At 35.4% G+C, this 18553-nt stretch carries 28 protein-coding genes; 26 read left to right on the plus strand and 2 right to left on the minus strand.

Annotated features, from left to right (window positions below; all coding sequences use genetic code 11):
* Position 1: 1 nt before the first annotated feature.
* From rplN to ORI89_RS15755, 24 genes are all read left to right on the plus strand, one after another.
* Complete coding sequence (rplN, locus tag ORI89_RS15640) at positions 2–370, plus strand: 50S ribosomal protein L14 (protein WP_268231447.1); 369 nt, start codon at positions 2–4, stop codon at positions 368–370.
* Between the two features lie 2 nt (positions 371–372).
* Positions 373–714, plus strand: a complete 342-nt coding sequence (rplX, locus tag ORI89_RS15645; protein ID WP_442800890.1) for a 50S ribosomal protein L24 — start codon at positions 373–375, stop codon at positions 712–714.
* Entirely contained in the window at positions 714–1283 is a 570-nt protein-coding gene (gene rplE / locus ORI89_RS15650; RefSeq protein ID WP_268231448.1) for a 50S ribosomal protein L5, read from the plus strand. The genes rplX and rplE overlap by 1 nt, the downstream gene beginning before the upstream one ends.
* The gene (gene rpsN / locus ORI89_RS15655) at positions 1276–1545 is read left to right on the plus strand and encodes a 30S ribosomal protein S14 (protein WP_268231449.1); all 270 of its coding nucleotides are present in this window, start codon (positions 1276–1278) and stop codon (positions 1543–1545) included. Before rplE ends, rpsN begins: the two co-directional genes overlap by 8 nt.
* 136 nt (positions 1546–1681) lie before the next feature.
* Positions 1682–2080 (plus strand): 30S ribosomal protein S8, encoded by a 399-nt coding sequence (gene rpsH / locus ORI89_RS15660; RefSeq protein WP_442800891.1) that lies wholly within the window; start codon positions 1682–1684, stop codon positions 2078–2080.
* A gap of 21 nt (positions 2081–2101) precedes the next feature.
* The gene (gene rplF / locus ORI89_RS15665) at positions 2102–2656 is read left to right on the plus strand and encodes a 50S ribosomal protein L6 (RefSeq protein ID WP_268231450.1); all 555 of its coding nucleotides are present in this window, start codon (positions 2102–2104) and stop codon (positions 2654–2656) included.
* Positions 2657–2661: 5 nt separating this feature from the next.
* Positions 2662–3015 carry a 50S ribosomal protein L18 gene (gene rplR / locus ORI89_RS15670; RefSeq protein WP_268231451.1) on the plus strand — a complete coding sequence of 118 codons (354 nt, stop codon included), beginning with the start codon at positions 2662–2664 and terminating at the stop codon, positions 3013–3015.
* 11 nt (positions 3016–3026) lie between these two features.
* Positions 3027–3545 carry a 30S ribosomal protein S5 gene (rpsE, locus tag ORI89_RS15675; protein WP_268231452.1) on the plus strand — a complete coding sequence of 173 codons (519 nt, stop codon included), beginning with the start codon at positions 3027–3029 and terminating at the stop codon, positions 3543–3545.
* Positions 3546–3550: 5 nt separating this feature from the next.
* On the plus strand, positions 3551–3730 hold the full coding sequence (gene rpmD / locus ORI89_RS15680; RefSeq protein ID WP_268231453.1) for a 50S ribosomal protein L30: 180 nt from the start codon (positions 3551–3553) through the stop codon (positions 3728–3730).
* 105 nt (positions 3731–3835) lie between these two features.
* Complete coding sequence (gene rplO / locus ORI89_RS15685; protein ID WP_268231454.1) at positions 3836–4282, plus strand: 50S ribosomal protein L15; 447 nt, start codon at positions 3836–3838, stop codon at positions 4280–4282.
* A gap of 6 nt (positions 4283–4288) precedes the next feature.
* Complete coding sequence (secY, locus tag ORI89_RS15690; protein WP_268231455.1) at positions 4289–5632, plus strand: preprotein translocase subunit SecY; 1344 nt, start codon at positions 4289–4291, stop codon at positions 5630–5632.
* Positions 5633–5639: 7 nt separating this feature from the next.
* On the plus strand, positions 5640–6422 hold the full coding sequence (gene map / locus ORI89_RS15695; protein WP_268231456.1) for a type I methionyl aminopeptidase: 783 nt from the start codon (positions 5640–5642) through the stop codon (positions 6420–6422).
* A gap of 75 nt (positions 6423–6497) precedes the next feature.
* Positions 6498–6716, plus strand: a complete 219-nt coding sequence (gene infA / locus ORI89_RS15700) for a translation initiation factor IF-1 (protein ID WP_021071231.1) — start codon at positions 6498–6500, stop codon at positions 6714–6716.
* A 46-nt stretch (positions 6717–6762) separates the two neighbouring features.
* Positions 6763–6879, plus strand: a complete 117-nt coding sequence (gene ykgO, locus ORI89_RS15705) for a type B 50S ribosomal protein L36 (RefSeq protein WP_013665024.1) — start codon at positions 6763–6765, stop codon at positions 6877–6879.
* 29 nt (positions 6880–6908) lie between these two features.
* Positions 6909–7286, plus strand: a complete 378-nt coding sequence (gene rpsM, locus ORI89_RS15710) for a 30S ribosomal protein S13 (RefSeq protein WP_268231457.1) — start codon at positions 6909–6911, stop codon at positions 7284–7286.
* Between the two features lie 10 nt (positions 7287–7296).
* Positions 7297–7686, plus strand: coding sequence for a 30S ribosomal protein S11 (rpsK, locus tag ORI89_RS15715; protein WP_268231458.1), 390 nt, complete (start codon positions 7297–7299; stop codon positions 7684–7686).
* A 67-nt stretch (positions 7687–7753) separates the two neighbouring features.
* Positions 7754–8362 carry a 30S ribosomal protein S4 gene (gene rpsD, locus ORI89_RS15720; protein ID WP_268231459.1) on the plus strand — a complete coding sequence of 203 codons (609 nt, stop codon included), beginning with the start codon at positions 7754–7756 and terminating at the stop codon, positions 8360–8362.
* An 87-nt stretch (positions 8363–8449) separates the two neighbouring features.
* A complete protein-coding gene (locus tag ORI89_RS15725) occupies positions 8450–9442 on the plus strand; it encodes a DNA-directed RNA polymerase subunit alpha (RefSeq protein WP_268231460.1) in 993 nt (330 codons plus the stop codon).
* Between the two features lie 98 nt (positions 9443–9540).
* Positions 9541–10062, plus strand: a complete 522-nt coding sequence (gene rplQ / locus ORI89_RS15730; RefSeq protein ID WP_268231461.1) for a 50S ribosomal protein L17 — start codon at positions 9541–9543, stop codon at positions 10060–10062.
* 135 nt (positions 10063–10197) lie between these two features.
* On the plus strand, positions 10198–11334 hold the full coding sequence (locus tag ORI89_RS15735; protein ID WP_268231462.1) for an aspartate aminotransferase family protein: 1137 nt from the start codon (positions 10198–10200) through the stop codon (positions 11332–11334).
* 62 nt (positions 11335–11396) lie between these two features.
* Positions 11397–12359, plus strand: coding sequence for an acetylornithine carbamoyltransferase (locus tag ORI89_RS15740; RefSeq protein WP_268231463.1), 963 nt, complete (start codon positions 11397–11399; stop codon positions 12357–12359).
* A gap of 20 nt (positions 12360–12379) precedes the next feature.
* The gene (gene argB / locus ORI89_RS15745) at positions 12380–13174 is read left to right on the plus strand and encodes an acetylglutamate kinase (RefSeq protein ID WP_268231464.1); all 795 of its coding nucleotides are present in this window, start codon (positions 12380–12382) and stop codon (positions 13172–13174) included.
* Between the two features lie 5 nt (positions 13175–13179).
* The gene (gene proC, locus ORI89_RS15750; RefSeq protein WP_268231465.1) at positions 13180–13980 is read left to right on the plus strand and encodes a pyrroline-5-carboxylate reductase; all 801 of its coding nucleotides are present in this window, start codon (positions 13180–13182) and stop codon (positions 13978–13980) included.
* On the plus strand, positions 13970–15040 hold the full coding sequence (locus ORI89_RS15755; RefSeq protein ID WP_268231466.1) for a M20 family metallo-hydrolase: 1071 nt from the start codon (positions 13970–13972) through the stop codon (positions 15038–15040). The genes proC and ORI89_RS15755 overlap by 11 nt, the downstream gene beginning before the upstream one ends.
* Positions 15041–15057: 17 nt before the next feature.
* Here the strand turns inward: ORI89_RS15755 and ORI89_RS15760 are convergent, their stop codons facing one another.
* Positions 15058–15528, minus strand: coding sequence for an Lrp/AsnC ligand binding domain-containing protein (locus ORI89_RS15760; RefSeq protein WP_268231467.1), 471 nt, complete (start codon positions 15526–15528; stop codon positions 15058–15060).
* A gap of 328 nt (positions 15529–15856) precedes the next feature.
* On the opposite strand from ORI89_RS15760, the gene ORI89_RS15765 reads away from it, so the two are divergent.
* Positions 15857–16900, plus strand: coding sequence for a hypothetical protein (locus ORI89_RS15765; protein WP_268231468.1), 1044 nt, complete (start codon positions 15857–15859; stop codon positions 16898–16900).
* Here ORI89_RS15765 and ruvC read toward each other — a convergent pair.
* A complete protein-coding gene (ruvC, locus tag ORI89_RS15770; RefSeq protein WP_268231469.1) occupies positions 16897–17460 on the minus strand; it encodes a crossover junction endodeoxyribonuclease RuvC in 564 nt (187 codons plus the stop codon). The two genes, ORI89_RS15765 and ruvC, sit on opposite strands and share 4 nt — an antisense overlap.
* 92 nt (positions 17461–17552) lie before the next feature.
* Between ruvC and ORI89_RS15775 the strand changes: the two genes are divergently transcribed.
* Entirely contained in the window at positions 17553–18527 is a 975-nt protein-coding gene (locus ORI89_RS15775; protein WP_268231470.1) for a lysylphosphatidylglycerol synthase transmembrane domain-containing protein, read from the plus strand.
* Positions 18528–18553 lie beyond the last annotated feature (26 nt).

Genomic DNA, 18553 nt, shown 5'->3' on the forward strand with positions numbered 1-18553 from the left:
GATGGTACAACAGGAATCAAGACTAAATGTGGCCGACAACTCAGGAGCTAAAGAAGTTTTAGTAATCCGTGTTTTGGGCGGTACGCGTAAGCGTTATGCATCTATCGGTGATAAAATTGTTGTTACCGTAAAGAGCGCTATACCTTCAGGAAACGTAAAAAAAGGAACAGTAACGAAAGCAGTAGTTGTTCGTACGAAGAAAGAAATTCGTCGTAAAGATGGTTCGTATATTCGTTTTGACGACAATGCAGTAGTATTGTTAAATAATAACGATGAACCACGCGGAACGCGTATTTTTGGCCCAGTTGCCCGCGAATTACGTGAGAAGCAGTTCATGAAAATTGTATCACTAGCACCGGAGGTTTTATAATTATGGCACAAAATAAAAAAACAACTCACAAAATCAAGATTAAAAGTGGTGATTTAGTGAAAGTTATCGCTGGAAACTCAAAAGGTGTTCAAGGAAGAGTTCTGCAAGTTTTAACTGATGCTGATAGAGCGATTGTAGAAGGAGCTAACATCATTAAAAAGCACACTAAACCTAGCGCAGCTAATCCTAATGGAGGTATTATTGAAAAAGAAGCTGCAATTCATATTTCTAATCTAGTATTGATAGACCCAAAAACAGGCGAGCCTACTCGCGTGGGGCGTCGTGTAAATGCTGAAGGAAAGATAGTTCGTTACGCAAAAAAATCAGGGGAGGAAATTAAATAATGACTTACGTACCAAGATTAAAAGCGAAATATGCGGAAGAGATCCGTACTGCGCTGAAGGAAAAATTCCAGTATAAAAGCATTATGCAAGTTCCTAAACTGGAAAAAATTGTCTTATCCCAAGGTATTGGTGCGGCAACAGCTGATAAAAAATTAATTGATAACGCAATCAGTGAATTAACACTGATTACTGGTCAAGTGGCTGTTCCTACTAAATCTAAAAAGGATATTTCAAACTTTAAGTTACGTAAAGGAATGCCTGTAGGTGCTCGTGTTACTTTGCGTGACAATAATATGTATGAATTTTTAGATCGTTTAATTGCTGTTTCTTTACCTCGTATTCGTGATTTCCGTGGAATTAACGATAAGGGGTTTGACGGTAGAGGGAATTATAACTTAGGAATTACTGAGCAGATCATTTTCCCTGAAATCAACATTGATAAAATCAATAAAATTCAAGGTATGGATATTACATTTGTAACATCTGCAAATACTGATGTTGAGGCTCTTGAGTTATTGAAGCAATTCGGTCTACCATTTAAAAATCAAAACACAAATAACAATGGCTAAAGAAGGAGTTAAAGCACGCGAATTAAAGCGTCAGAGACTGGTAGCTAAATATGCGGAGAAACGTGCAGCTTTAAAAGCTGCTGGTGACTACGTTGCTTTAGATAAATTACCGAAAAATGCTTCACCAGTACGTTTACACAATCGTTGTAAATTAACTGGACGTCCAAAAGGATATATGCGTCAATTTGGTATCTCTCGTGTAACTTTCCGTGAGATGGCACTTGATGGAAAGATCCCAGGGGTGAAAAAAGCTTCTTGGTAATCAGAAGAAAATAAGTTACTTTTGCGCAGATAAATCCGATAAAGGGTTTATCTGCTTTTTAAATTCGCAATTTTTTAACAGGCAAAAGGTCTGCCTCGTAGGAGGGGAAGAAACCATTGTCATAATTTATAGTATAATGAATACAGATCCAATAGCGGATTACCTTACACGAGTAAGGAATGCCATTAAGGCCAACCACAGGGTTGTTGAGATTCCTGCATCGAACCTTAAGAAAGAAATTACGAAAGTTCTTTTTGATAAAGGTTACATTGCTAATTACAAATTTGAAGAAAATGGACCTCAAGGGCTTATTAAGATAGCTTTGAAGTATCACCCAATTAGCAAAATTCCGGCTATTCGCACATTGACACGTGTGAGTAAACCTGGTTTAAGAAAGTATGCAAGTGTGGAGACTATGCCTCGCGTATTGAACGGTTTGGGTATTGCTGTTATGTCTACTTCTAAAGGAGTTATGACAGACAAGGAAGCCCGTGTACAAAATGTAGGTGGTGAAGTTTTATGTTACGTTTATTAATCTAGGTAAAAACACAAAGAAATGTCAAGAATTGGAAAAGCGCCTATTGCTATTCCTGCGGGGGTAACAATTACTGTATCAGATAAGAATCTGGTAACAGTAAAAGGACCAAAAGGCGAACTAACACAACAAGTAGATCGTGATATTACTGTTTCTCAAGAGGATGGTAATTTGATCGTAACACGTGCTACTGAACAAAAAAAGCACAAATCATTACACGGATTGTACCGTGCCCTTATTTATAATATGGTGGTAGGTGTAACTGAAGGTTACAAAACTACTCAAGAATTAGTGGGTGTTGGTTATCGTGCATCAAATACCGGTAATACATTAGAGTTGATGCTGGGATTTTCTCACCCGATTGTTTTTGTTTTGCCTAATGAGGTTAAAGTTTCTACTACTTCTGATAAAGGTAAGAACCCGACTATTACTTTAGAGTCGGCAGATAAACAACTTGTTGGACAAATAGCTGCAAAAATACGTAGCTTCCGTAAGCCTGAGCCTTACAAAGGTAAAGGTGTCAAATTTGTTGGTGAAGTATTAAGAAGAAAAGCAGGTAAATCAGCTAAAAAATAATAACCATGGCAGGAATTAAAACATCTCGCAGAGAGCGAATCAAACAAGGAATTAGAAAACGCCTGACCGGATCAGCTGAGCGCCCACGTTTATCGGTTTTTAGAAGTAACAAAGGCATTTATGCTCAAATTATTGATGATACGACAGGTAGAACATTAACTTCAGCATCTTCAATGTCGAAAGACTTTGCAGGTTCTGGAAATAAAGTTGAACAGTCAAAAGCAGTAGGTAAGCTAGTTGCAGAAAAAGCTGTAGCAGCAGGTATTAGCAAAGTAGTTTTCGACCGTAACGGGTATTTGTACCATGGCCGTGTAAAATCATTGGCAGAAGGTGCTCGTGAAGGTGGTTTAGACTTTTAATCATTAATAAAATGGCATTAAGCAATAGAAATAAAGTAAAATCCAGCGAAATCGAATTAAAAGATCGTTTGGTAAGTATCCAACGGGTAGCGAAAGTTACAAAAGGTGGTCGTACTTTTAGTTTCTCAGCTATCGTTATCGTCGGTGACGAGAACGGTATAGTAGGCTTTGGACTAGGTAAAGCAAAAGAGGTTACTGAAGCAATCACCAAAGGTATCGATGATGCAAAGAAAAACTTAATTAAAGTTCCTATCATCAATGGTACTGTTCCTCATGAGCAATATGGAAAATACTCAGGAGGCCGTGTTTTGGTTAAACCTGCTGTTGATGGTACTGGAGTACTAGCAGGTGGCGCTATGCGTGCTGTATTAGAGAGTGCGGGTATTAAAGACGTATTAGCAAAGTCATTAGGATCTTCAAACCCTCATAACGTAGTAAAAGCAACAATAGATGCGTTAACGAATTTACGTGATGCATATACTGTAGCGCACAATCGTGGCGTCGATTTGAATAAAGTATTTAACGGTTAATTATCATGGCAAAAATAAAAATCACCCAGATAAAGAGCGTTATCGACAGAAGCGAGCGCCAAAAGAAAACAATTGAGGCTTTAGGTCTTAGAAAGATCAATCACTCAGTGGAAGTAGAAGCTACACCAGCGATTATTGGAATGGTTAGAAAAGTAAACCATCTAGTAGCTGTTGAGGCTATCTAAATGCAACAATGGAAAGATCCGAAAGGTTCTTTCCATTTATTAATTAATTTTTAATCGTTACGTCCTGTTTAGTGAGAGCGAAGGCGTAACACAATTTTCAACATAATGAAATTAAGTAGTTTAAGACCAGCTAAAGGTTCTGTTAAAGTTAAAAAACGTGTAGGACGTGGTCAAGGATCTGGACGTGGAGGTACTTCAACGCGTGGGCACAAAGGTGCTGGATCTCGTTCTGGTTATTCTGTAAAGATAGGTTTTGAAGGAGGCCAAATGCCTTTGCAGCGTCGAGTTCCTAAGTTTGGTTTCAAAAACATTAACCGTGTTGAGTATGCCGCTGTAAATTTAGATGTTTTGCAAGCTTTAATTGAGAAGCACAACTTGACAGAGGTTAATCTAGAAGTTCTTAGAACTTACGGACTAGCTTCTAAAAATGACTTAGTTAAGATTTTGGGTCGTGGTGAGTTCTCTGCTAAAGTTCAAGTTACAGCACATTCTTTTTCAGAATCAGCTCAGAAAGCTATTGAAGCTGCAGGTGGTTCTATCGTAAAACTATAATATTACATGAAGAAACTAATCACAACCTTAACCAATATATGGAAGATAGAAGATCTGCGTAATCGTATTATTACGACGTTGCTCCTTCTTCTTATTTACCGTATCGGATGTCACGTGGTATTACCAGGTGTTAATCCTGATGCATTAGCAAATAAAAGCAGTGATGGCAATAGTATTTTGGATCTTATCAATATGTTTGCCGGAGGTTCTTTCTCACGTTCTGCTATTTTCGCATTAGGCGTAATGCCCTATATTTCTGCGTCTATTGTTGTGCAATTATTGGGGATAGCGGTTCCTGCCTTTCAAAAAATGCAAAAAGAAGGAGAGTCTGGTCGTAAAAAAATGACACAGATAACTCGTTATTTAACATTGGCAATCACCTTGGTTCAAGCCGTCGCTTACGTTAAAACGCAGGTTCCGGCAGAAGCCAAAACTTTGGCTGAGCCTATGTTCACTATTCTTTCTGCTATTGTATTAACAGCAGGCACCTTGTTTGTGATGTGGCTTGGGGAAAAGATTACTGATAAAGGTATTGGTAATGGTATTTCCTTAATCATTATGGCTGGAATTATAGCACAATTGCCGGCGGGTATTGTAGCTGAATGGGGATCCCGTATGAGCCCAAGCGGTGGTGGCGCTATTCCATTATTGCTTGAGTTTGTTGCACTATTTTTCGTAGTTATTTTTGCTATATTGGTTGTGCAAGGTATACGTAAAGTGCCTGTACAGTATGCGAAGAAAATTGTAGGAAATAAGCAAGTTGGTGGGGTACGTCAGTACATCCCATTAAAAGTGAATGCCGCAGGAGTTATGCCTATAATTTTTGCCCAAGCTATTATGTTTCTTCCTATGGCATTATCGCAGTTTTTTCCGAATTCACAGTCAGATTTTCTTGCTTCATTGAGTAATTATACGTCTGTGGCATATAATGTGACTTTTGCGTTGTTAATTATAGCATTCACTTTCTTTTACACTGCTATAATGGTCAATCCACAGCAAATGTCCGAAGACATGAAGAAGAATGGTGGTTTTATACCTGGAATTAAGCCTGGGTATGACACAAATGTTTTTATTGATAATGTAATCTCTCGTATTACTTTTCCTGGAGCTGTTTTTATTGCAATAATTGCAATCCTACCAGCTATAGCTAGTAAGTTAGGTGTGAATAATCAATTTGCACATTTCTATGGGGGTACTTCATTATTGATTTTAGTTGGTGTCGTGCTAGATACACTTCAGCAAATAGAAAGTCATTTGTTAATGCGTCATTATGATGGTTTAATGAAAAGTGGCAGAGTGAAAGGAAGAACTACAACCTCGGTAGAGGGAATAGACCAATCAACAATTTAATATTTAAATGTCTAAAGTTTATTTTAAAACTAAAGAACAAATTGAGCAAATACGAGAGTCTGCAAATGTACTCTCGTTATTGCTTGGTGAAATAGCTAAGGTAATTGAGCCTGGCATTACCACACTGTCTTTAGATAAGTTGGCTTTTGATTTTATACATGATCATGGCGGTACTCCTGCTTTTTTAAATTATCACGGTTTTCCTTTTTCGTTATGTATCTCTGTTAACGATCAGATTGTACATGGCTTTCCTAGCGACTACGTGATAAAAGAAGGCGACTTAGTGTCAGTCGATGGTGGAGTTAACTTAAATGGTTTTATTAGTGACTCTGCTTATACATTTGGTGTTGGTGAGATTTCTAAAGAAGCACAACAACTATTAGATGTTACGAAAGAGGCATTATTTAAGGGAGTAGATCAGGCTATAGTAGGGAAACGTGTTGGTGATATTTCATCTGCCGTCCAAGAACATGTATCGCCTTATAAATACGGAATTGTTCGAGAGCTTGTAGGTCATGGTGTCGGATTGCATTTGCATGAAAAACCGGAAGTTCCAAATTATGGGAAACGTGGGTCGGGGCCTAAACTAGAAGAGGGCTTAGTAATTTGTATCGAGCCTATGATTAACTTAGGAAAAGCTGGTGTGCGTTTCTGGGATGATGGTTGGACTGTAAGTACAATAGATGGTAAATTATCTGCGCATTTTGAACAGATGGTTGCTATAGAAAAAGGAGCTCCGGATATTTTACTTGATTTCAAGTATGTTGAAGAAGTTTTGAGTAAAAAGTAATTTGGCATTTCATTTATTTTATTTATCTTTGCACTCCTGTTTATACAGGCGAAAATGTAAATTAAGTTAAAACATATGGCTAAACAAGCCTCTATAGAACAAGACGGTATAATTAAGGAAGCGCTTTCTAATGCTATGTTTAGAGTAGAGTTAGAGAATGGTCACGAAATAATTGCGCATATTTCTGGTAAAATGAGGATGCATTACATCAAAATCTTGCCAGGGGACAAAGTTAAATTGGAAATGTCCCCGTATGACTTAACAAAAGGAAGAATTACATACCGTTATAAATAGAATCAATCAATTCTTCAAGAAAATTAGCTTTTAAAACACTATTATAATGAAAGTAAGAGCATCAATAAAAAAACGTAGTGCGGATTGTAAAATAATACGTCGCAAAGGAAAAGTTTTTGTAATTAACAAAAAGAACCCTAAGTTCAAGCAACGCCAAGGGTAGTTTATTAACATAATCGCTTAGAATATAATATGGCAAGGATAGCAGGTATAGATTTACCTAAAAACAAAAGAGGTGTTATAGGCCTTACTTATATTTTCGGCATCGGAAGTTCGACTGCTGCTTATATTTTAGATAAAGCAGGAATTAGTCAGGATGTAAAGGTGTCGGAATGGAATGACGATCAATTAGCAGCTATTCGTAATATCATCAACGAAGAAATTAAAGTTGAAGGTGCATTACGTTCAGAAGTTCAATTGAATATTAAACGTCTAATGGACATTGGTTGCTACCGTGGTCTTCGTCACCGTAAGCATTTACCTCTTCGAGGACAACGTACAAAAAACAACTCACGTACTCGTAAAGGTAAACGTAAGACAGTTGCAAATAAGAAAAAAGCTACTAAATAATAATTAAGAAATGGCTAAAAGTAAAAAGGTTACAAAAAAGCGTATCGTTGTTATTGAGCCTGTAGGTCAAGCTCATATCAGTGCTACCTTTAATAATATTATCGTTACTTTGACTAATAATCAAGGACAAACTATTTCATGGTCTTCGGCTGGTAAAATGGGCTTTAGAGGTTCTAAAAAGAATACTCCATATGCTGCTTCACAAGCTGCTAATGATTGTGGTAAGATAGCTTATGATTTAGGTTTACGTAAAGTTGAGGTGTTTGTTAAAGGCCCTGGTTCAGGACGTGAATCCGCAATTCGTACTTTGCAAACGGTAGGTATCGATGTAACTACAATTAGGGATATTACTCCGCTACCACACAATGGTTGTCGCCCACCGAAACGTAGAAGAGTATAATTAATTTAATTGTTTAAGATAAGATTCATCAACTTTAGGTTGATAGATACTTCAGACAGAAAGAAAAATGGCAAGATATACAGGACCCAAGTCCAAAATAGCGCGTAAATTCAGAGAACCAATTTTTGGTCCTGATAAAGCATTAGAAAGAAAGAATTATCCTCCTGGACAGCATGGTCCATCAAGAAGAAGAGGTAAGCAATCTGAATATGCAATTCAGTTGTTAGAAAAACAAAAAGCTAAATACACTTACGGTGTTTTAGAACGTCAATTTGCGAATTTATTTGATAAAGCTTCAGCTAAACAAGGTATTACAGGAGAGATTTTCCTTAAATTGTTAGAAGCTCGTTTAGATAACGTTGTTTATCGTTTAGGTATCGCAACTACGCGTGCAGCAGCACGTCAATTAGTATCGCATAAGCATATTACAGTTAATGGCAATGTCGTTAACATTCCATCATATAGTTTGCGCCCAGGAGATATTGTTGAGGTTCGTGAACGCTCTAAATCTCTTGAAGCAATTACTGCTTCTGTAGAAGGTAGACGAATTAATAAATTCGGATGGCTAGAGTGGGACGCAAATGAGTTGAAAGGTGTTTTTGTAAATTTCCCTGAAAGAACAGAAATTCCTGAGAATATTAAAGAAAACTTAATTGTAGAGTTGTACTCTAAATAGTAAATAAGTAGTGCGTACATAAGCTATAATTATGTACGCACCATTTATATTATACGTTTATTAATAAAAACTTTTAAAAGAAATTAAATGGCAATTTTAGCATTTCAAAGACCGGATAAAGTTATCATGCAGAAATCAACAGATTTTGATGGTACTTTCGAATTTCGTCCATTAGAACCTGGTTTTGGTGTAACTATTGGTAATGCTTTGCGCCGTATTTTATTGTCCTCACTTGAAGGATATGCAATTACGTCGGTAAGGTTTTCAGGCGTTTCGCACGAATTCACAACTATCAAAGGTGTGGTTGAAGATGTTACTGAAATTATTCTGAATCTAAAACAAGTACGTTTTAAGAAGACAGGAGATCAAGGTGATAATGAGAAGATCTTTGTGGTTATTAACGGTCAGGAACAATTTCTAGCTGGTGACATTACTAAATTTTCGAATAACTTTACGGTTTTAAACCCGGATATGGTTATTTGTAATATGGATACTTCCGTAACGATCGAGCTCGAGTTGGTGGTGGCGAAAGGACGTGGTTATGTAAATGCTGAAGAGAATAAAGTTACTGATGGTCCTGTAGGTTTTATTGCAGTTGACTCGATTTACACGCCAATTAAGAACGTTAAGTATAGTGTTGAAAATTACCGTGTGGAGCAAAAAACGGATTACGAAAAACTGTTGCTTGACATTTCCACAGATGGTTCTATTCACCCAGAAGATGCTCTTAAAGAGGCTGCCAAAATATTGATACAACATTTTATGTTATTCTCTGATGAGAATATGTTGTTAGAATCTCAAGCAAAAGAAGAAACTAAAGTTGTTGATGAAGAGATTTTACATATGCGTAAAGTCCTAAAAACTGAATTAGTGGATTTAGATCTTTCCGTACGTGCTTTAAATTGCTTGAAAGCTGCGGATATCAGGACATTAGCAGAGCTTGTTACATATGATGTCGCAGATATGTTAAAGTTCCGTAACTTTGGAAAGAAGTCATTGAGTGAGATACAAGAATTAGTGAAATCTAAAGGGTTATCCTTTGGAATGAATCTTTCAAAATTTAAGTTGGAAGAAGAATAAAATAAATTAAATTTTAAGCGACCTGTTGCGTAATTCCTCTTAAAAGTATATCAAGCGATGATATATACGATAGAACGGTACGCACAAAAAACAAAAACATGAGACACGGAAGAAAAGTAAAGCATTTAGGGCGCACGGACAGTCACCGTAAAGCAATGTTGTCTAATATGGCGACTTCTTTAATTAAACACAAACGTATAACTACTACTTTAGCTAAAGCAAAAGCATTACGTACGTATGTTGAACCTTTGATTACTAAATCAAAGAATGATACAACACACTCTAGAAGAACAGTATTTGCTTATTTAAAAGATAAAGAAGCAGTTGGTATTTTGTTCCGTGAAGTATCGGAAAAAGTAGCTTCTCGTCCAGGTGGTTACACTCGTATCATTAAGCTTGAGAATAGACTTGGTGATAATGCAGAAATGGCCTTTATTGAGTTAGTAGACTATAATGAAGTGTACAATAAAACTGAAGTAACTGAGAAAAAAGCTACACGTCGACGTGGTGGTGGGAAAAAGAAAGCAGTTGAGAACGTCGAAGATGCAAAAGCTGAAGAGGTAGTAGAAGTTGTAGAAACTGAGACTCCTTCTGAAGATACTGAAGAGAAAAAAGATTAATTTTTTTTTATGTAATCAAGAAGCCTATCATCAATAACGATGGTAGGCTTTTTTTTGTTTGATTTATCGTCTTTTAATTACACTTAGTTATATTTGTGATAAGACGAATTAGTTGTATTTGTGATATTTCCTGTTATGAAATTATTTAATGTATACCCCATTAACCCTATCAATATCGTACGGGCAAATGGCTCCAAAGTTTGGGATATTAATGGTACTGAATATTTAGATCTTTATGGAGGTCATGCTGTTATATCGATAGGTCACGCACACCCGCGCTATATAGAAGCTATTTCTAATCAAGTAAAAGAGATAGGCTTTTATTCTAATTCTGTCGAAATTCCGATCCAGAAAGAGCTAGCGAGTAAATTGGGTGTTCTATCTAATAAGGAAGATTTTAGTTTATTCTTATGTAATTCTGGAGCTGAAGCTAACGAAAATGCACTTAAGCTAGCTTCATTTTATAATAAAAGAAAAAAGGTGATTGCTTTCGATAAAAGTTTTCACGGAAGAACTTCACTAGCTGTTGCTGCTACTGATAATGCGGCGATAGTAGCTCCTGTTAATGAAACTGATAATATTATTTTTCTACCTTTTAATGATGAAATAGCCTTGCAAGACGCATTTTCTACTTATGGTGAGGAGATATCTTCAGTTATTATTGAGGGAATTCAAGGGGTTGGAGGTATACGTGAAGCTTCCGTTTCATTTCTTCAACTTATTCGATCTTTATGTGACCAATATAATTCAGTTTTTATTGCTGATAGTGTACAATGTGGATATGGACGAACAGGTGAGTTTTATGCGCATGACTATGCTGATATAAATGCAGACTTGTATACAATGGCTAAAGGTATGGGGAATGGCTTTCCTATTGGAGCAGTTTCTATAAGTGCTAAATTTGAAGCTAGTTTTGGTTTATTAGGTACTACATTTGGTGGTAATCATTTAGCATGTGCAGCAGCTATATCTGTTTTAGATGTAATAGCAGAAGATAACCTTTTAAATAATGCGAAAAATGTAGGAGATTATTTAATTGGGGAATTGAGGAAGTTTGATAAAGTGAGAGAAGTAAGAGGAAGGGGACTTATGATAGGAATTGAGCTGCCAGAGGAGCTTAAAGATGTGAGAAGGGATCTTTTGTTGAAAAGTAAAATTTTCACAGGAGAGGCTAAACCAAATGTTATCCGTATTTTACCTGCTTTAAATATTACAAACGCTATAGCAGATCGTTTTTTGGAATCATTAGATGAGCAGTTGAGTTTATATTAGATAAACATAACAGTACAATATAAAATATTCATTATAATACTATATTTAATCCAATTTTTAATATGAAGAACTTCTTTTCTGTAAGAGACGTAGATAATGTAGAAACTATCGTTAGAGAGGCTTTGGCTTTAAAAGCAGATCCTTATAATGAGGGTAACTTAGGTAAAAATAAGACCTTAGGTTTAGTATTTTTAAACCCTAGTCTCAGAACTCGCCTTAGTACGCAAAAAGCTGCTATGAACTTGGGAATGAATGTTATGATTATGAATATGGATAAAGATGGCTGGGCATTAGAGACGCAAGATGGCGTGGTGATGAATGGTTCTACTGTAGAACACATTAGGGAAGCTGCAGCGGTAATGGGAGAGTATTGCGATGTATTAGGATTACGATCTTTTCCAAGCTTGAAAGATAAAGCTGCCGATTATAGTGAAGATCTCTTTAACAAGTTTGTTTCTTTTTGTGGAGTACCTGTAATTTCTTTAGAAAGTGCAACTAGACATCCCTTGCAGAGCTTAACTGATATAATAACAATTATGGAACATAAATCCACAGTGCGGCCAAAGGTAGTATTAGCGTGGGCTCCGCACGTTAAAGCTTTGCCACAAGCAGTGCCTAACTCTTTTAGTGAATGGATGTGCCGGGCTCAAGAGGAGGGCCTTGTTGAGTTTGTTGTTAGTCATCCTAAAGGTTATGAATTAAATGAAGAGTTTACAAACGGTGCTGTTATCAGTAATGATTTGAACGATGCATTACAGGGAGCTGACTTTGTTTATGTTAAAAATTGGTCTGCCTATAAAGACTATGGTGCGGTTTACTCTGTTGATGAGTCATGGATGATGGATAATGAAAAGCTAAAGTTAACAAATAACGCAAAAGTGATGCATTGTTTGCCTGTTAGACGTGATCTTGAATTATCTTCTGAAATATTGGATGGACCAAATTCTTTAGTTATAAAAGAAGCAAGTAATCGTGTTTGGGCTGCACAGGTTGTGTTGAAGAGAATTTTAGAAAGTAATAACTAATATTGAAATTAGACTAATTGATGGGAAGTGTGATCCACATAATCAAGATAGGTGGTAATGTAATCGATGATGAAGAACAATTGCATTTGTTTTTAGAAAAATTCGCTGCGTTACAAGGAAAAAAGATTTTAGTACATGGGGGAGGGAAGATTGCTACTCGGGTAGCTGATAGCTTAGGTGTAGAAGTGAAAATGTTAGAAGGTCGCCGCATTACAGATGAGAAGATGTTGGATGTTGTAACGATGGTGTATGCTGGTTTAACGAATAAAAAAATTGTAGCCTTGCTACAAAAGAATAATTGTGATGCAGTTGGATTAAGTGGAGCGGATGGTAATGTTATTAAAGCCGTAAAACGTGCTGTTAAACAGGTAGATTATGGTTATGTAGGGGATATTCTGTTTGATTCAGTTAATACGCTTAGTTTGAAAAAGTTTTTAGATGCGGGTTTTACTCCTGTGTTTTCAGCAATTACTCACAATGGTTTAGGTCAATTGCTGAATACTAATGCAGACACTATTGCTTCGGCATTAGCAATTTCTTTATCTAAAATATATGATACTCAGTTGATCTACTGTTTTGAGAAGAATGGCGTATTACGGGATGTTAGTGATGAAAGTTCTGTTATAAAAAGTATAAATATAGAAGAGTTCCAACGACTAAAATTAGACAAAGTAATATTTGAAGGAATGATTCCCAAGCTTGATAATGCTTTTGAAGCTATTTCAAAAGGAGTTAAAAATGTATACATTGGTAATGCTTTAAATCTTCATCTTTATCAGCAAGGAGAATTTGGTACCTGCTTACTATCAAAATAAACCGTATGAAAAATATAACTATTATAGGTAGTGGAAACATAGGACTTTCTTTGGCAAAAGGACTTGTTAAGTCTAATTTATTTGTTCCTGCGCAAATAACTTTAACGCGTAGAAATGTAGAGGCTTTAGAAGAAGAGGCTAAACTAGGTTTTCATGTTTCTGATAACAATAACAGTGCAGTGAAGAATGCTGATATAATTGTATTGGCTATCCTTCCCCAGCAATTAAAGAAGGTATTAGAGTTAATAAAAACTTCTTTAACTTCGACACAAATTATTGTATCTGTTGCATCAGGTGTCAGTTGTATGAATATAAAAGCTATTATTGGTACGGATAAACAGGTTGTAAGAGCGATGCCCAATACTGCTATTGCTATAGGTCAGTCTATGACTTGTGTAGCTACTGATGATGCCGATATAAAAGTAGTAGAAAAGGTTGAGAAACTATTTGAAACAGTAGGAGCTGTTGTAGTTATACAGGAAGATCTAATGACATCAGCCACAGCTTTATGTGCCTGCGGAATCGCATTTTTTCTTCGTGCTATTCGCGCTGCTTCCCAAGGAGGAGTTGAAATTGGTTTTCATGCGCATGATGCTTTAAAAATGGCTGTACAAACAGCGAAAGGAGCTGCAGATTTGTTGCTACAAACGCAAAATCATCCGGAAGGAGAAATTGACAAAGTGACTTCCCCAAAAGGTTGTACTATTGCAGGGCTTAATGAAATGGAACATAATGGTTTTAGCTCTGCATTTATAAAAGGAATAAAACTATCGGCAGATAAAGCAGGGGACTTATATGAAGAATAAAACTGTTGATAGCCTAAAAAAAGAAATTATTCATCTACTTAAAGAAATGATTGCAATTCCTTCTTATAGCCGGGAAGAGGAAGGAACAGCAAAATTGATATTTAATTTTTTACAAGAGAAAAAGATAAACGTTAATCGGTTACATAATAATTTGTGGTGTTATAACGAATTTTATGACCAAAACAAGCCGACTATACTATTGAATTCTCATCATGATACGGTTAAACCGAATAAGGCTTATACGAGAACCCCCTTCTTAGCAGATGAGGAAAAAGGGAAACTCTATGGCCTAGGGAGTAATGATGCTGGTGGGTGCTTAGTAGCTCTTATTGCTACATTTCTTTATTTTTATAATCGAAAAGATTTAAAGTACAATTTGTGTTTATTAGCATCTGCAGAAGAAGAGGTTTCTGGCGATAAGGGGGTTGAATGTGTCTTTAAGCATTTGTTGCCCATTGATTTTGCTATAGTTGGTGAACCCACTCTTTTGGATTTGGCAGTTGCTGAGAAAGGTCTTATGGTTTTAGATTGTGAAGCTCAAGGAATAGCCGGTCATGCCGCTAGAGAGGAAGGGGATAATGCCATTTACAGAGCGCTGGATAGCATACATTGGTTTCGAACTTTTCAATTTCCTAAAGTTTCGCAGTATCTCGGTCCTATAAAGATGTCAGTAACAATGATTGAAGCTGGAACACAACATAACGTGGTACCAGCTATTTGCAATTTTGTGGTTGATGTAAGAACAACAGATGTTTATACCAATACGGAGGTTCTAAATATTATAAAAGATAGTGTTTCTGTTAAAGTTAAGGCTCGCTCAACGAGATTAAATCCATCAACTATCTCTGTAGAGCATCCAATTGTCCGATCTGGACTAGCACTTGGAGCCAATATATATGGTAGCCCAACTATGAGTGATCAAGCTTTATTACCAGTTCCTTCTGTAAAAGTAGGGCCAGGAGACTCTGCTAGATCACACTCTGCAGATGAGTTTATATATATAAAGGAAATTGAAGAGGGGGTAGATTTTTATATTAAAATATTAAAAAATATTTTATAGAGAGGTTTTAAACCTCTCTATAAAGTGATTTGTCTTTTAATACTTTCTTCTAAAGATATAATAGTTTCAGTGCGTTGTATTCCTGTTAAGGATTGGATATCTTCGTTTAGAACTTTTCTTAAGTGAGCAGTATCTTTGCAGACAATTTTTGCAAACATACTGTATTGCCCTGTACAATAATGTAGTTCTACAACTTCCTTAATTTGCTTTAGTTGTTTGACGGCGTCTGAATATTGAGAACCTTTTTCAAGATAAATACCTAAAAAGGCTGTAATGTCAAACCCTACTTTTTGGGGATTAATTATTAATTCTGAACCTTTAATAATGTTCATCTCTTCCATTTTTTTCATGCGTACATGAATGGTTCCTCCAGAGACAATTAGTTTTTTAGCAATCTCAGTATAGGGAATTGAAGCATCTTCCATTAAAATAGACAATATCTGAATGTCTAAATTGTCTAAATCATAGTTTGCGTACTTTTTATCCATATGTTTTTTTGTTTAAGTATTTATCCGAAATATTTAAGTTTAAATCTATATTAGTTTGGTTATTGATAGAAACCACTCTTTAATATTGGTTATATTTTTAGTCGATTCCTGTACAATATATACATATATCATTCTATGACTATATGACTTATAATTATTTCTGATGTTTATTTTTATTTTTTTCAAAAATACTAAGTTTTTTTAATAAAAATCTTATTTTCAAGCGTAAATAGTAATTTTAATTATAAATATTTTATATTGGTTATGTTATTTGTATTTTCTTTGTGCACTCTCTGTTATTTAAGTAAATTTACTAAAAAACAGTGCTATGGAGATAGGAGATGTTAAAATATCACGTAAAAAACCAACTTACCCTGTAGGTTTTGGTTTAAGTAAATACTTACGTTTTTATCAAAGAGATGCTAAATTCCCACTTACCTATCAAGATCTTTTAAATTTTACGGAAACTGTTCCTGTACTAGACAAGTTCGGTAATGATACATTTTGGGAATCGCCATTATATCCTCCATATTTACAAGATCAGCTGTATAATAATTTAAAAGTAATCTACGCAATTCTTAAAGCATCTGGTAATACACGAATTGTTCAGCATAAGATTATTGATAGGATTGAGTACTGTGCTTTTGGAAATACAAAGCCTTTTAGAGTACGTATTATCAATCGCCTGAACGATGTCTATGATTACTTTTATATAAAACAAGCGGATGCTTCTCGCATATATGGTTTAGAGTTGGAGGAAATATTATCTCCAAATTCAGTAAATTATCTAGTAGATCGTGATACGTTGGTCGAAGAACATATTGTAGGAATACCGGGGGATGTTTTTAGTAAAGGAGGGATGTATAACCAGGATTATAATCAAACTCGTATAGCCAAAGAATTTGTGAAATTTAATGAACGTTGTATAATTTCTTTATTGGGAGATATGCGTGCATATAACTTTGTTATGCAAATAACTCCCGATTTTGATGATTTTCAATTTAGGATTCGCGCAATTGATTTTGATCAACAATTTTATGAAGGTAATTCTAAAGTGTATATGCCACAGTACTTTAAAGAAAATTTTCCATATGTTAAGTTAGCTATGGAGCATCTTACCGCTGATACAGTTTTACAGTATCAGCAAGAAGAGCGGTCATCTATTGTGCATCGGGTTCGTAGTGAACGTCACCGAATTAAAGATTTACGAGACGCGTCACAATTACAATCTTTATCGACGAAAGAAAATATAGATACTTTGAAAAAATCATATGCAATTTTTCATAATAATGATAGCTATTATAGATGCAAAACTATGACAGATATTGTTGAGCTTAATGTCAAAAATGTTATAAGACAGGTAAAACTTTAGCTTATTCGCTTTTTATTATCTTTAACAAAAGCTTCCCAGCCTGAATAACTCTTCTTTTCTGTAGAATGATTTTGTTGAAATGCGTGACAAACTGCAACCGCTAAACCGTCGGTCGCATCTAAAAACTCAGGTGTTTCATTAAAGTTCAATAAATTTTTGAGCATTGCAGCGACTTGCTCTTTACTGGCCGTTCCATTGCCTGTAACTGACTGCTTTATTTTTCGAGGAGCATATTCGAATATAGGAATATCTACACTCAACGCTGCTGCCATTGCAACGCCTTGAGCTCTGCCTAGTTTTAGCATTACTTGAACGTTTTTTCCATAAAAGGGAGCTTCTAATGCCATACAGTCTGGTTTATATTCTTCAACTAAGGCAGAAGTTTTTTTGAAAATACGCTGTAACTTTAAGCCTTGATCTGTTAAGTGTCCCATTTTCACCACGCCTAAAGTAATAAGAGAAAGCTTCTGTCCAACCTGCTTTATAATACCATATCCAAGAACAATTGTTCCTGGGTCTATTCCTAGAATAATTCTTTCTTTCGCTTTTTCTCGTTGCATTTTACAATATTACGACTTTAGTTTTTTAAGTAGATTAAGAACTAAAGAATTGATCGAAAATTAGTAACATTGTGCTTTCATTTTAACTTATATTGACAAAACAACAAAAGAAATATCTTAATCTTGGGATCAAACTTATTATAGTAGGGCTTGCGTCTTGGTTTATATATGCTAAAGTTAGTGATCAAAAAAACTTAAAAGAGTTTGAACTTCTTATTCGAAGCATTAACCCGGATGTAGTTCGCATAACTATTTCGGTTGTTGTTTTAATGATGTTTTTAAACTGGTCTTTAGAAGTCTTAAAATGGAAGTACTTAAGTCGGAAGATAGAAAATATAAGTTGGTGGACTGCTTTTAAATCAGTTTTTGCAGGATTGACATGGGCTATTTTTACACCTAATCGTATTGGAGAGTATGGTGGACGAATTATGTTTTTGAAGCCGCAAAATAGGGCGTCAGGAGCTGTTGCCATGGGAGTTGGTCTATTTGCTCAATTAGTTCTAACGAGTGTTTTTGGAGCTTTAAGTATAGCTTGGTTTGTGGCCAAGTATCTGAATTTTTCTGTCGCCTTGAATGGAGTTTTCTTTCTCTTTTCTGTAGTTTATGCAGGTGCTTTTATATTGTTATATTTCAATGTACATTGGATAGATCGGTTTGTTAATCGATTTAGGTTTATGGAAAAAATAAAAGGTTTTTTTTCAGTGCTCCAAACATATAAACGAAAAGAATTACTGTATGTCTTATTATTATCCTTATGTAGATTTATCATCTTTACATCGCAATATATTATATTGATGTTGCTAATATTGCCTGATTTACCTTTTGTGGCTATGGTATTAATGATCTTTATATTGTTTTTTATACAGTCAGCTATGCCATCGTTGGATATTTTTGATTTTAGTGTGCGTAGTTTCGTGGCTAGCAATTTATATAGTTATATTACAACGCAAGAAATTGCTGTAATGGCTATTGTTTCTTGTATATGGTTTGTAAATTTAATTTTACCAGCAGTTATAGGAGCTGCTTTTGTATTTAATGTGAATTATCTTGATAATAATCAATCTTAGTTTTTTTTTAGTATGTATGTGTTTTG

It is taken from the genome of Sphingobacterium sp. UT-1RO-CII-1 (assembly GCF_026711005.1).
Lineage (GTDB): Bacteria > Bacteroidota > Bacteroidia > Sphingobacteriales > Sphingobacteriaceae > Sphingobacterium.